The sequence below is a fragment of the Desulfitobacterium sp. LBE genome, assembly GCF_007830365.1.
GTDB lineage: Bacteria > Bacillota > Desulfitobacteriia > Desulfitobacteriales > Desulfitobacteriaceae > Desulfitobacterium > Desulfitobacterium hafniense.
In genome coordinates, this window is record NZ_VLKD01000001.1 from 712,229 (window position 1) to 725,030 (window position 12,802).

Here is a 12,802-nt window from a genome sequence, read left to right on the forward strand (position 1 = left end):
GTGATTTCACTCATACATTTTAGGTATTTTCTGCATATTCTCAAAAACATCCCGAAAATAGCACCCATCAGATCCTGGTTTTATCCCTATGCATAAACCGCCATAGGAAATAATAACCGGCTGCCGTGAGCAAGGCGGTCAATGAGCCGCTGAACAGATCGGACATGGTGTCCTCCAGGCCCCCTTTGACCATTTTTACCGGCAAGACGATATCTCCCATATATTCGAACAGCTCCCAGGCGGCACTGCAAGCCATGGCAAAGCATAGTGAAAGCAGGGCTAAAAACAAAGTAAACCTTGCCTTGGACAGCTGGCCTTGTTTTTTTAGATTGGATTGCAGCATATACAAAGCGAAGAGTACGGCGAGAACACCAAACAGGCCATGCAGAAAGATATCCCACCACCAGAAGGTTTGATAAAACTTCCTGATCTCCCCCAGATACTGAGCGAGAAAAATAAAAACAACTCCAGCCATAACAAATCCTGGAGGGAGCTTTAGATGCACCCGGTTGGCGAGATAATGGAGCAACCAGGGTACTAGAATTGTGGCCATGGCCAAAGCGGAAAGCCCCAGATCCGGCCATTGTTTTTGCCATAAGGCCGTTAGGCCATGGACGAGGGGGATAATTTCGAAAATCAGCGCAATCCCCACCGTAAATTTACCAGCCTTATTCAACCTGCTCCTCCTTTTCTGTAGCCCCATTTCCAGCTAACATGTAAATTCACTACTAGCTTTCCCCTATCCAAGCTTATAATTCCCACACTTTTCTTTTACAATCTGCTTGATAACGGATACAATAGGAGTTGTACAATGAGAGTCAATAACTGAATGTCAATGCAAAAGGAAGGTAATTTATGACGATAGAGAACGAAAATATTACTCGATTGACTTTGGCTGGCAAGGAAATCATCTTAATCGGTACTGCCCACGTATCCAAGCAAAGCGCCGAGTTGGTCAAAGAAGTCATTGAAGCGGAAAGACCCGATTCCGTCTGTATCGAGCTGGATGAGCAGCGCTACAAGTCCATTGTCGAAGGGGATAAATGGAAAGAAACCGATATCTTTAAAATCATTAAGGAAAAGAAAGCCACTCTGCTTTTGATGAACCTGGCTTTATCCTCCTTCCAGAAGCGTTTAGCCAAGGAATTTGGCACCAATGCCGGACAGGAAATGCTGCAGGGAATTGAATCCGCCCAGGAAGTAGGAGCCGAATTGGTCCTTGCTGATCGCAATATTCAAATCACCTTCTCCCGCATCTGGCATAATGTAGGCTTCTGGGGCAAATGCAAACTCCTTATGGAAATTATCTTCAGTATCTTTGATGATGAAGCCATCTCCGAAGAAGAGTTGGAAAAATTAAAATCCCAGGATATGCTCAATGGCATTCTCAAGGATTTCACCGAGAGCTTTCCCAAGCTTAAAACCCCTTTGATCGATGAGCGGGATCAATATTTGTCCCAAAAGATCAAGGAAGCTCCCGGGGAAAAAATCGTCGCCGTATTGGGTGCGGCCCATGTGCCGGGCATCACTGAAGAGATCCATAAAGAGCATGATTTGCAGGCTTTAACTGAACTTCCGCCCAAATCGATTGTCCCTAAAATTCTTGGTTGGTCCATACCGGCCCTGATTATCGCCCTCATTGCTTATACCTTTTACTCCAACCCTGATGCCGGAGTTCAACAGACCCTGAGCTGGGTCCTCTGGACGGGTTCACTCTCAGCCTTAGGAACCGCTCTGGCCTTTGGTCATCCCCTGGCCATCTTAACGGCCTTTCTGGCGGCCCCCATTGCCGCCTTGCATCCCTTAATCGCCGCCGGCTGGTTTGCCGGCTTGGTGCAAGCCTATTTCAAACGCCCTAACGTCAGGGATTTTGAGAATCTTTCCGAGGATATTCTCAGCCTTAAAGGCTTTTGGAATAATCAAGTGACCAGGATCCTGCTCACCATCGTCTTTGCCAATATTGGCAGCGCTACAGGAGCCTTTATCGGCGGCGCAGATATTGCCCGTTTGTTCTTCCAGAATTTATAAGAAATATCTGGCCGGTCCGTTTCCTTGTTATAAACGAAGCGCCCTTTTCTCACCATAACAGTGGAGAAAGGCGCTTTTCTTTATGCCGCTAATCTATCATGGAATACGTATATTAACACCCTTCATGCCGGGAATAAGAGCGTATGGTAAGGGAAAAGAAGAGCACACTTTCTATTCCTGAGGCTACGGGTATGATATAGGGGGTCCATATAGCGAAGGAACCAAGCGACAAAAAATTAAAGTCAGTCAACTCAAAGAAAAAGCTGTTTCTAAGTCCCACTCCCCCTGAAGGCAGGCATAACCTGAGCCAATTTTCAAAAGCGGCGCCGCTTCCGGCAAAAGACAGAATCGTGGGCAACAAGCAGCCGCCGATGGCCAGACCTAAGACTGTAATGGGGTTTTTGAATAGGCTGGAAAGAAAGAGCGTAAAGCAGACCGTCGCCAGGAAAGAAAGCAGGCCGGAAAAAACAACCAGCATATTGGCTTCCCCTACGGTAAGCGGAACAAAGGAAATTGCAGAAAAGGCCAGTTGCAGCGTTGTTTTTAAACTTTCCCAACCGAATGCAGCGTGTGAAATCAAGATAAACGCAGTTATGCAAACCGCAAAAATCGCGGTAGTAAGCAAAATGGCGGAGGATAGCTTTACAACCGCCAAACGCCTCCTGCCATGCCTTGTGCAACGCAAAATGTCATCCGCGCCGCTTTGATAATCAGCAGAAAAGATAGGCGCGGCAATGACGGTGCATAGCATAACCAGCAGGAAAATGCACATGGTAAGATACTCCGACGTATCGCTGTCCCCAACGCCATATATATAATAGAATGGAGCTTTTACTTTCTCATTAATGGCAAGAGCCTGACGGGCAGCATCGGGGGAATCTTTATATTCCTGTGATAAGTAGTCGGAAAGACGTTCCGTCCGTTGCTCATAAAAATTAGCCGCTTCTTCCGGTGAAATCTCATACAGCGGTACAGGGATGCCGGTGGAGCTATCCACATAGACCTCACGGACTCCATTCAATATTGGATTGATGGGCGCTATTTTTTGATAGTATATATCTTTCGGTATATCCTCTATCTTTGCCCCATAGGTTTCGTATACCGCATGGTAGGTTGCAAAGGCGGTTCGTATTTTTTCCGGCGTAAGCTCTCCCTCAATCGGTTTCAGCATTTCCTGGTTAGCCTGTATCGCATCCCTGCCGGTCAGCCTTACTTCCCTGCCGTTTTCATCAAGGTTCCAATGGCGGGCAAAGGAGATAACCAAAAGGGCCATTACAACCGACAGCAGCAGCGCCCCCGCCGCCAGTATCCATGTCGAACGGGTTTTTGCCACCCGTTTCAGTTCCAAAGCCATCATGCGGTTCATACCGCATCCTCCTTTACGGCTTCCTCACCACGGAACAGCCAAAGATATAAATCCTCAAGGCGTGGCGCGGCGGTCTGTGAGTCCGGCAAACCCGGACTTTCCGAAACATACCGTACCGATACGCGCCCGCTTTCTTCATTGCGGACGGTCACAACCCGGACGGTACGCTCGTAATGATGAAGCTGTTCCGCTGGAAGCGTGCTTTGCCATACCTTGCCGTCCATCGTTTTCACAAGCTCGTCTGTGGTGCCGGCCGCAATAATGTGCCCGTCCTTCATAATGGCGTTGCGGTTGGCGATATACTCAACATCAGACACGATATGAGTAGAAATCAAGACAATACGCTGTTGGGCAAACTCCGATAAAATATTGCGGAAGCGTATGCGCTCGCCGGGGTCAAGGCCGCTTGTCGGTTCGTCCAGAATCAAAATATCCGGGTCGTTCAAAAGCGCCTGGGCAATCCCCACTCTGCGTTGCATCCCGCCCGACAGTTTGCGTATGTGTTTGTTCCGAACATCCGCAAGGGTTAGCCTGTGCAGCAGCTCGTCTATTTTTTGATTGGTTTTCTTTTGGGGCAGCCCTTTCAGCGCAGCCATATAGTGCAGATAGTCCGCTACCGTAAATTCCGGGTAAAAGCCAAAGGTCTGTGGCAGATAGCCAAAGACATCCCGGTAGGCTTCGCCCAACGTTTTTATTTCGATGCCGTCGTACTGGACTTTGCCGGAGGTAGGCGTTAAAATTCCGGCTACCATCCGCATCAAGGTTGTTTTACCCGCGCCGTTGGCACCGAGAAGCCCCCATACTCCGGGGGTAAGGGTCAGGTTTATATTGTTTACGGCGGTTTTATCCTTATACCGTTTGGTAAGCCCTTGTATCGTAAGCTCCATGTATATACTCCTTTTCTTGTTTTTATATCCCTTTCAGGGACAGGTCGAAGGATGCCGCCTTATCCAGCAGACGGTGAATCCCTATTATGAGCATCACAGCGCATACCGAGCATAACGCTCCCCAAACGGGGGCGGATGCCTGTTCATAGACTACCGGGGTAGTTTTATACAACCCAAACAGCAGCACGGTTAAGGAGAAGCAAAAGGCCGTGCAGACAAAGCCTTGCTGTCCGTTATGCGCGTAAGATTGAATAAACAAGCAACCGCAACAGGCTATCAAATAGGGAAGCAATAGGTATAGGGCAATGCTTCCTGTGCCAAGTTCCGCTTTTGCATTGGCAAGAAGAAAGGAAACTGTAAGCAATAGCACATTGCCAATCCCGATAATGAAAATTCGGGTCAGCAATAGTTTGGGAATAGAAATCCGGGTTGCCATCTCTGTTTCAAGCATTCTATACCTCGCTGAACGTCCCATAAAAGGGATGCCGGTCATAGCGATAAAGATCGCAAAACAGCCGAGCAATACTGGCATATGGCGCGGAGCAAAATTAGAAACAGCTCCTATATCCGCAAGGCCAAACAGCCAGAAAGCACACAGCATCAGAAAGCCCTGCAACAGCCAAACGGTCGCGCCGACAAACCGCACCTGCCTTAACAGAAAAGCCGGATACCGGATGCCTTCCCGCTGTCTGCGGCTTTGGTAGGCCATACGGGCCTTCCCCATGGTTTGGTCCAAATGTTCCTCCGATATTTGCAAGGAAGGCTGGTCTTTCAGCGCAGCCTGTAATTTTGAACGAACTTTTCTATTCAACTATCTTCCCTCCCAGTGAAGTCTTTTTCTAACCGCTTGAGTGCGTGGCGCAAGCGGGATTGTACCGTGCGCATGGGTACACCGATTACTTCTGCGATTTCCCGGACTTTCAGCTCATGTGCAAAGCGTAAGAGGACAACTTCCCGCTGTTCGTCAGGTAAGCTGCGTAGTAACCATACCAAATTTGCATCTGATTCTACCCGCTCCAACTGATGGTCGTATTCCGGCCAATCACCGAGCAACTGTTCTGGAATTTTTTTGCGGCTGTAATCAATACACACATTGGCGGCAATCTTGTAAAGGTACGCTCTGAATTTGCCCCGATGAACATAAGCGTCCAGGTGCCTGATAGCTTTCAAAAAAGTATCCTGGGTGGCATCCTCCGCTGTCGGTCGGTTCGGTGTATGCCATAAGCAATAGCGCAGAATATCCGGATAATAAAAGACCACAAGTTTATCCAGACTGGCTTCGTCACCATTTCTAATTTTTTTCAGTAATGCATCTTCATCTATCAAGGCTAATCCTCCGGAAGTTTTCCTCATAATATAGAACGTTCTATGCTATCTAAAATGATTTAGAAATGAAGTTTCTTTAGAAAATACCATTTAAACATAAGGATGAAACTCTTATAGTTTATAACGTTTAACCACACCCAAAATGATTAAAATAAATTCAATCATTTTGCATACGATAAAACGTTATAGTTATTATGCGGCGAGAATTCTACAGAGATTTACTACGGCCATTCATTTAAATAACTAGACTCTGTAACATTTAAAACTCGCATTGCCCAACGAGGCAAAATTTTCGTGTTATAGTTTACAGCAAAAAACGACGACTGGCATCAGCCAGTCGCCGCCTTTTGCTCTTTTTCCGGGCTGTCTTATTGCGACAGCGCCATTATTGATGCCTATACTCATCCAGTTCTTCGTCCAAGCGTCTTTCAATTTCCTCATCGCTGAGATCAAATTCCCGGGCATAATCCCTGGCCCGCTGACGTTGCTCATAATAATACTGGCGACGCCTCTCCCTTTCCTCATCGGGATCCAGGTTTTCCTGCCGGCGCCGGCGCAGATTCTTGAAAATCACATAGCTTAGCAGTGAGGTCAGGAGCAGCATAAGCAGGCTTTGCAGCGGGCTTCCGAAGCCAAACCCAATGACCATCCAGATCACGACCTTTCGCTCTAATCACCGCCGGGAGTTAAGCTCTGCTGCCATTGGCCAAACGGAACTCCCCGGCCCGGTAATCGTAAATAAAAACTTCCCCGGTTTCGATCATATAGTGCCAGCCGCTGAGCATAAGCTCTTTGGCCATAACCTTCTCGTAAATATAAGGATAAGTCATTAAATGGCGCAACTGCTCCACCACATTGATCTGCTCCATCATCCATTCCCGGACTGTTGGTTCATCCTCCGCAAATTCGCTGAGGACTCTCTCTCTTACCGATTCCATAAGCTCCAGCCATTTTTTCGTATGGGGCAGCTGGTCCAGCTTCTCAGGCGCATTCAGGCTGGCTGAACAGCCTCCGCAGTTGGAATGTCCGCAGACGATGATGTTTTCCACTCCCAGCATCTGTACAGCGTATTCTATGGCCGAGGTGGTGCTCACATATTCCGATGTTTCGCGGCAAGGGGGCACAATATTGGCCACATTGCGGACGATGAACAGTTCGCCGGGCAAGGTTCCTGTGATCATATTGGGATCAATGCGCGAGTCTGAACAAGTAATAAACAAGGTATGGGGTTTTTGATTATCTTTTAATTCTTCAAAAAGTTGTCGATGGGTCTCGAAATCCCCATTACGAAAATTGACGATTCCTTTTAATAGTTTCTCCGTAACCATCACTCTCCCTGCACACATTATACTATGATGTCACTATCTTTCCCAATTCATTGGCAACCTTTGCATCAGGTTATTAACTGCTATAGACAGTCAAAAACAAAGCGTCTGCACGCTTTGTTTTTGGTAAGAGGCTTAATTCTAATATAATCCTGATTGAACAAAACTTTCATAATCCACAGGGTTTTTGAGCAGTCCCTTTTCTTGAAGCCACTCCAGCACCTTATTGACATCCTTTTCCTCAGGAAGCTGCGGCTCGGAGTAATGCTGGACCTGATAAGAAGCGGCGATGCTTTCGGGTATATTCACATTCTTAACCAAAAGCTCTTTATACTGATCCGGGGAGGCATTGATGGCCTGAACCCCCTTCGTGTAGGCTTGATAAAAACGTTGCAGAGCATCCTGCTTCTCATTGAGGGTCTTCTTGCCGACAATGGTCACCGATTGAGACAGGTTTTCCCCTTGGGAGTCTTCAGCAATGATTTTGGCACCCTGTGAAACCACGTAGGATATCTGGGGGTCCGGTACCACAATGGCATCGATCTGATTGCTCAGGAGCATTTCCACCCGCAGCGGGAGCTTGGCAACTGTCGTCTTATTGACTTCCCCTGGATTGACTCCTCCCGCCAGGAGAAGTTTGTCGGTGACATATTCGATAATGGAATTGTTGGAGATGCCGATACTCTTCCCTTTTAAGTCGGCAACGGTCTTCACCGTGCTGGCCGGTGAGGCGATAATGGCAAAGCGTCCTTCCTCCGGTGTGGCGCCAAGGGCGATGGAAGCAACCCGCAGATCTTCCCCTGAGCTTTTCAGCAAAGCGGCGATCATGATATCCGTAATCATACCGTCCAGTTGTCCCGTTTGAAAAGCGCTTTGCAGCTCCACGGGGCTCTGGAAGGTCAATAATTTAACCTCCAGATTTTGTTCAGCAAAATAGCCGTTTTGCTGAGCAACCAAGACAGGCAGATTCTCTTCAATAGTCATGGACCCGATGGTTAAGGTATCCCCTGCTTGAGAGTCGCCCGGATTGGCGGTATTCTTTTGTCCGCAGCCTGTGCTTAAAGCTAAGACAAGAACAAGGCTCAACACAAGGCTGGAAAAGGATTTGCGCCTCATTTAGATATTCCTCCTGCTCATTTTCAAAATATGAATTTAAGTTCATTTCTTGAATTCTATTAAACGCTCTTTTTTCAGAAGTGTCAATAGTTTTTTTGCGCAGCATTAGGTTATCCTTATTTTTACGGATTAACCCATGAACAGAAGAATTTTTCACAGGTATCAAGGAGCAGATAGATCAAGAACCCCATTAATCCCATGGCGATGATCCCGGCAAACATCTTGTCATAGGCCAGACTGCTCCAGGAATTCATGATAAAATAGCCAATCCCCTCTTGAGTCGCATAGGTCTCCACTAAGAAAAGGATGGCCATAGCCGTTCCTAAGCCCAGCTTCAGGGAGGTCAGAATCGAGGGCAGACAGGCCGGAAAATAGACATGCCGGTAGAGTTCCAGGGTTGAGGCCCGCAACGACTCCACGGAAAGGACATATTCATGCTGCACATTGCGGGCTGCATCCCTTGTGGTCACCACAATCTGATAGAAAACGATCAAGGTGATCATAACAATTTTCGAAACATCACCAATCCCCAGTAAAATAAGAAAGATCGGCAGAAAAACCACCTTAGGGACCGGGAAGGTCAGGTAGAGAAAAGGAGCGGACCAAGCATCGGCCCGTTTGTTCTTGCCTAAAAATAAACCCAGAGGAATCCCCAAAAGAGCAGCCACCACCAAGCTGATGCCCACGCGGTAAAGACTCACCTGCAAATGAGGCATCAGCTCACTGAAAAACAATTCCCCAAAGGATTGGAGGGCTTCCCAGGGAGGAGGAAAGGCGGTGGTCTCCAGAAGCATAGACAGAATCTGCCAGGCCAAACCGATGAGAAGCACGGTGATCAGAGTAGTGTATATTTTTGAAGTGAGGGATTTTAAAGGCATGCCTGGCACCTCCCCCGCAGACTCAAGCGCAGAGCGTTGCACACTTCAAGGAATTCCATTTTTCCCCGGGCTTCATAGTCCCCGGCTAAAGGGTTGGCGATCTCCTGGGTAATGATTCCCGGACAAGGGGACATGACGAAAATCTTCTGCCCCAAAAACACGGCTTCCTCAATATTGTGAGTAATGATCAGGATGGTAAGTTCCGTCTCCTGCCAGACCTTGAGGACTAAGTCCTGCATCTCTTCCCTGGTTAAGGCATCCAGAGAAGAAAAAGGCTCATCCATAAGGAGCAGCTCCGGATGAAGCACCATAGAACGGGCAATGGCCACTCTCTGCCTTTGCCCCCCGCTTAATTGAATGGGAAAACGCTTGCGCAGATGCAATAAGCCCAACTGCTTAAGAATCTCTTCGGTGCGTTGAGCTGCCTGGGTACCGGCTATTCCTTTAATCTGCAAGCCCAGCCGGACATTATCCCATACGGTTTTCCAGGGCAAAAGTCCGTATTCCTGCAGAATCAGGGCCACCTCGTTGTTAGCTTGGGGAGGAGCGCCTTTTAAGAGCACCTTTCCCTGGTAGTTCTTATTCAAGCCTGCCACTACATTTAAAAGGGTGCTTTTACCGCAGCCGGAGGGGCCAATGATCGCCCCGATCTGCCCCTGAGGAAGAGTTAGGCTGACATCTTTTAAGGCGGGGGTTAATTGACCGTTCTGGGCATAGACCACATTGAGGGATTCAATGGTTAAATAGTTCTTCATCAATTTTATATCTCCCAATCCCGCGCATGTTGTAATCAATGAGGGTTTGATAGGCCAGCTCAATATCCTGGGGTTCACCCTTGCCGATCCACGCCAGAATCACTTCGCGGAAGGTTCCCACAAAGGCCGTAGCGGTGACATTGGTATCCTGCCTGGGGATCAGTCTTTCCGCCATAAGCTCATCCAGATCAATTTTGGTCAAGCGGATCAAATCCTCTTCAATATCGGCATATTTAGTATTCAAAGCCGTGTGGATCTGGGGAAATTGTTCCAGGAGGATTTTGGCCAGGTACTTCTCTTTCAGGAACAAGCGGATGCACACTTCCATGGAGGCCTGCAGCTTAGCGAAGGTATCGGTGTACTGTGCCCGTTCCTGCTTGATTTTGGCCAGCAATTCGGCGTAGATCTCTTTGACAATCATATCCACCAGAGATTCTTTATCCGTAAAATAGAGATAAAAGGTCCCTGTGGCGATGCCGGCCCGCCTGGCGATGGACTTAATGGAAACCTTGCCGATCTCCTCTTCTTCCGATAGGATTTCCTTGGCGGCTTTGATTATCCTTTTCCGGCGCAATTCTTGTTTCTCAAGGACTCGGTCCGTTTTATTATAAACCATAGTTAACTCCGTTTTAGAAAAAATATCCATAAACTGAACTAAGATTCAATTTATGGACAAATTGTACTCTTTATTATTTTTCCAGTCAAGGGGCAAACACAAGTTGGTTTAGAATGCCTTCCCCTCTTTGCGCCATTCCCCATATTCGGCAGCTGCTGTGAACAGAACGTCCGTGGAAGAATTGAGGGCCGTTTCGCAGGAATCCTGAACCACACCGATAATAAAGCCTACCCCTACCACTTGCATGGCAATATCATTGGAAATACCAAACAGACTGCAGGCCAAAGGAATGAGTAAAAGAGAGCCCCCTGCCACACCGGAAGCTCCGCAAGCAGCGATTGCCGACAGCACACTTAAAATGATGGCCGTCGGAATATCCACAGTGATGCCTAAGGTGTGAACGGCAGCCAAGGTAAGCACGGCAATGGTCACCGCCGCCCCTGCCATATTGATGGTCGCTCCCAAAGGGATGGAGATGGAATAAGTGTTTCTATCCAGCCCCAGCTTTTCACAGAGAGTCAAGTTGACGGGGATATTAGCTGCCGAGCTTCGGGTAAAGAAAGCCGTAATGCCGCTTTCTCTTAAACAACGGAACACCAGAGGGTAAGGGTTTTTACGGATTTTAAGATAAACGATCAGCGGATTGATGATCAGGGCCACAAAAACCATGCAGCCCACCAGGAGAAGGAGTAATTTTCCATACCCCAGCAAAACCTCCAAACCGCTGGTTGCAATCGAATCAAAAACCAACCCCAGAATCCCCAAGGGCGCTAAATTGATCACCCATTTTACCACCTTGGATACCGCATCGGCAAAATCACCAATCAGTTGCTTGGTGGATTCACCGGCGGTCCGCAAGGCCAGGCCTAAAAGGATGGCCCAGGATAAAATTCCGATATAGTTGGCATTCAGCAAGGCTTTAACCGGGTTGTCAACCACATTCATAAGCAAGGATAAAAGAACCTCGGTAATCCCGCCTGGAGCGGTTATATCCTCAGCACCGGCGGCCAGGGCAATGCTCACGGGGAACATAAAACTGGCTATGACCGCAGTAACACCGGCCAGGAAGGTGCCGAGCAGATAAAGAATAAGAATAGCTTTCATATTGGTCTGCTGTCCACTCTTATGGTTGGCAATGGCCCCCATCACTAAAATCAAAACCAGAACCGGTGCCACAGCCTTTAAAGCGCCAACAAATAAATTACCGAGAATAGCGACCGGCGCGGCAATGTCAGGAATCCATAAAGCAAGCATAATACCGATGATGAGACCCATGAGGATGCGTTTGACGAGGCTAATGTTGTTCCACTTTCTGAGCAGTTCCTTCAATTGTCTTGGCTCCTTTCACGTATTTTTCGACTAATAATGTCGTATTATATAAGATTTTTTAAGTTTATCACGAATTATAAGACATGACAATTGATGATCCTGTATACATTTCTGGATACATTGCCAAAGGTTTTATGGGTATGTTTTATTTTTGCATTTTCAGGCATCTACTGAGTGCAGTTTTAAATAATTAGAAAAGGATTTCTCGCAGAAACAGCTAACTATTAGTATTAAATGATTGTCAATAAGTCATTAGAGAAATGTAAGCAACAATAGAGTCACCGGAGGTGCTTTATGATCTATGAAGGCGCTGTTTTCCGTCCTCCCAGTGAAGCGTCCAGCCTGATTCTGCAGGTCTCCCTGGGCTGCCGCCATAACCAATGTACATTTTGCAGCATGTACAAAGGAAAAAGCTTTCGCATCCGCAGTATCGAGGAGATCATGGATATGATCGATGCCGGCTCGAAGGCTTATCCTCATATGGAACGGATTTTTCTTGCCGATGGCGACGCCTTGGCCATGGAAACGGACGTATTAAGCAATGTTCTGGAAACACTTTACCAGCGCTTCCCCCGCCTGAAGCGGGTAGGAATCTACGGAGGGCCGAAGGATATCCTGGAAAAAAGCCCTGCGGAACTGGCCCGGCTCAAGGAGCAAGGGCTGAGCATCGTCTATCTGGGTGTGGAAAGCGGCAGCGGGCTGATCCTTAACCTGATCCGGAAAGGAGTAACCCCCGAGGAAATGATCAACGCCGGTCAAAAGGTTGTGGCCAGCGGGCTCAAATTATCCTGCACCATTATTTTAGGATTGGGGGGCCGGGAACGCTCCCCGGAACATGCCGTGGAGACCGGAAAAGTCATCAGTGCTATCAACCCCCACTACCTGGGAGCCCTCACCCTCATGCTGGCTCCGGATGCCCCCCTCACCCAAAAGATCAAATCCGGGGAATTTACCCCTCTCAACAAATGGGAAAGTCTCATCGAGCTGGAACTCATGGTTCAAGGCTTAAACTTAAAGGATTGCCTATTCCGCAGCAACCACGCCTCCAACTACCTCCCCCTCAAAGCCCACCTTCCCCATGATAAAGCAACCCTTCTCTCCACTTTAAAAGAGGTCATTGAGGAAAACCGGGAGGAAGTCTTAAGACCCGAATACTGGCGAGGGCTTTAAATCAGT

At 47.9% G+C, this 12,802-nt stretch carries 14 protein-coding genes; 2 read left to right on the top strand and 12 right to left on the bottom strand.

Annotated elements, in window-relative coordinates; genetic code table 11:
- Positions 1–67: 67 nt before the first annotated feature.
- Positions 68–703 (bottom strand): hypothetical protein, encoded by a 636-nt coding sequence (locus DESLBE_RS03385; RefSeq protein WP_005811494.1) that lies wholly within the window; start codon positions 701–703, stop codon positions 68–70.
- 152 nt (positions 704–855) lie between these two features.
- On the opposite strand from DESLBE_RS03385, the gene DESLBE_RS03390 reads away from it, so the two are divergent.
- Positions 856–2,028 (top strand): TraB/GumN family protein, encoded by a 1,173-nt coding sequence (locus tag DESLBE_RS03390; protein WP_005811492.1) that lies wholly within the window; start codon positions 856–858, stop codon positions 2,026–2,028.
- Positions 2,029–2,140: 112 nt separating this feature from the next.
- On the opposite strand, the gene DESLBE_RS03395 is transcribed toward DESLBE_RS03390, so the two are convergent.
- From DESLBE_RS03395 to sstT, 11 genes are all read right to left on the bottom strand, one after another.
- On the bottom strand, positions 2,141–3,394 hold the full coding sequence (locus DESLBE_RS03395; RefSeq protein ID WP_005811490.1) for an ABC transporter permease subunit: 1,254 nt from the start codon (positions 3,392–3,394) through the stop codon (positions 2,141–2,143).
- Complete coding sequence (locus DESLBE_RS03400; protein WP_144675132.1) at positions 3,391–4,281, bottom strand: ABC transporter ATP-binding protein; 891 nt, start codon at positions 4,279–4,281, stop codon at positions 3,391–3,393. Before DESLBE_RS03400 ends, DESLBE_RS03395 begins: the two co-directional genes overlap by 4 nt.
- Positions 4,282–4,303: 22 nt before the next feature.
- Positions 4,304–5,092, bottom strand: a complete 789-nt coding sequence (locus DESLBE_RS03405; protein ID WP_144675134.1) for a hypothetical protein — start codon at positions 5,090–5,092, stop codon at positions 4,304–4,306.
- Positions 5,089–5,634, bottom strand: coding sequence for a sigma-70 family RNA polymerase sigma factor (locus DESLBE_RS03410; RefSeq protein WP_144675136.1), 546 nt, complete (start codon positions 5,632–5,634; stop codon positions 5,089–5,091). The genes DESLBE_RS03405 and DESLBE_RS03410 overlap by 4 nt, the downstream gene beginning before the upstream one ends.
- Before the next feature lie 358 nt (positions 5,635–5,992).
- The gene (locus DESLBE_RS03415; protein ID WP_172625512.1) at positions 5,993–6,256 is read right to left on the bottom strand and encodes a hypothetical protein; all 264 of its coding nucleotides are present in this window, start codon (positions 6,254–6,256) and stop codon (positions 5,993–5,995) included.
- A gap of 37 nt (positions 6,257–6,293) precedes the next feature.
- On the bottom strand, positions 6,294–6,935 hold the full coding sequence (locus DESLBE_RS03420) for a carbonic anhydrase (RefSeq protein WP_005811480.1): 642 nt from the start codon (positions 6,933–6,935) through the stop codon (positions 6,294–6,296).
- Between the two features lie 138 nt (positions 6,936–7,073).
- On the bottom strand, positions 7,074–8,048 hold the full coding sequence (locus tag DESLBE_RS03425; RefSeq protein WP_144675140.1) for a MetQ/NlpA family ABC transporter substrate-binding protein: 975 nt from the start codon (positions 8,046–8,048) through the stop codon (positions 7,074–7,076).
- Between the two features lie 122 nt (positions 8,049–8,170).
- Positions 8,171–8,926, bottom strand: a complete 756-nt coding sequence (locus tag DESLBE_RS03430) for an ABC transporter permease (RefSeq protein WP_144675142.1) — start codon at positions 8,924–8,926, stop codon at positions 8,171–8,173.
- Positions 8,917–9,681 (bottom strand): ABC transporter ATP-binding protein, encoded by a 765-nt coding sequence (locus DESLBE_RS03435; protein WP_144675144.1) that lies wholly within the window; start codon positions 9,679–9,681, stop codon positions 8,917–8,919. The genes DESLBE_RS03430 and DESLBE_RS03435 overlap by 10 nt, the downstream gene beginning before the upstream one ends.
- Positions 9,659–10,297 carry a TetR/AcrR family transcriptional regulator gene (locus DESLBE_RS03440; RefSeq protein WP_005811472.1) on the bottom strand — a complete coding sequence of 213 codons (639 nt, stop codon included), beginning with the start codon at positions 10,295–10,297 and terminating at the stop codon, positions 9,659–9,661. Before DESLBE_RS03440 ends, DESLBE_RS03435 begins: the two co-directional genes overlap by 23 nt.
- Positions 10,298–10,405: 108 nt before the next feature.
- Positions 10,406–11,626 carry a serine/threonine transporter SstT gene (gene sstT, locus DESLBE_RS03445; RefSeq protein ID WP_144675146.1) on the bottom strand — a complete coding sequence of 407 codons (1,221 nt, stop codon included), beginning with the start codon at positions 11,624–11,626 and terminating at the stop codon, positions 10,406–10,408.
- Between the two features lie 294 nt (positions 11,627–11,920).
- Between sstT and DESLBE_RS03450 the strand changes: the two genes are divergently transcribed.
- Complete coding sequence (locus DESLBE_RS03450; protein WP_144675148.1) at positions 11,921–12,796, top strand: radical SAM protein; 876 nt, start codon at positions 11,921–11,923, stop codon at positions 12,794–12,796.
- The last annotated feature ends 6 nt before the right edge of the window (positions 12,797–12,802 follow it).

Bases quoted from the DNA above. Each gene is read 5' to 3' on its own strand.
- DESLBE_RS03435 (WP_144675144.1), bottom strand. From the start codon at position 9,681: ATGAAGAACTATTTAACCATTGAATCCCTCAATGTGGTCTATGCCCAG.
- DESLBE_RS03450 (WP_144675148.1), top strand. From the start codon at position 11,921: ATGATCTATGAAGGCGCTGTTTTCCGTCCTCCCAGTGAAGCGTCCAGC.
- DESLBE_RS03430 (WP_144675142.1), bottom strand. From the start codon at position 8,926: ATGCCTTTAAAATCCCTCACTTCAAAAATATACACTACTCTGATCACC.
- DESLBE_RS03415 (WP_172625512.1), bottom strand. From the start codon at position 6,256: ATGGTCATTGGGTTTGGCTTCGGAAGCCCGCTGCAAAGCCTGCTTATG.
- DESLBE_RS03440 (WP_005811472.1), bottom strand. From the start codon at position 10,297: ATGGTTTATAATAAAACGGACCGAGTCCTTGAGAAACAAGAATTGCGC.
- DESLBE_RS03420 (WP_005811480.1), bottom strand. From the start codon at position 6,935: ATGGTTACGGAGAAACTATTAAAAGGAATCGTCAATTTTCGTAATGGG.
- DESLBE_RS03385 (WP_005811494.1), bottom strand. From the start codon at position 703: ATGGGGCTACAGAAAAGGAGGAGCAGGTTGAATAAGGCTGGTAAATTT.
- DESLBE_RS03390 (WP_005811492.1), top strand. From the start codon at position 856: ATGACGATAGAGAACGAAAATATTACTCGATTGACTTTGGCTGGCAAG.
- DESLBE_RS03425 (WP_144675140.1), bottom strand. From the start codon at position 8,048: ATGAGGCGCAAATCCTTTTCCAGCCTTGTGTTGAGCCTTGTTCTTGTC.
- DESLBE_RS03400 (WP_144675132.1), bottom strand. From the start codon at position 4,281: ATGGAGCTTACGATACAAGGGCTTACCAAACGGTATAAGGATAAAACC.
- DESLBE_RS03410 (WP_144675136.1), bottom strand. From the start codon at position 5,634: ATGAGGAAAACTTCCGGAGGATTAGCCTTGATAGATGAAGATGCATTA.
- DESLBE_RS03395 (WP_005811490.1), bottom strand. From the start codon at position 3,394: ATGAACCGCATGATGGCTTTGGAACTGAAACGGGTGGCAAAAACCCGT.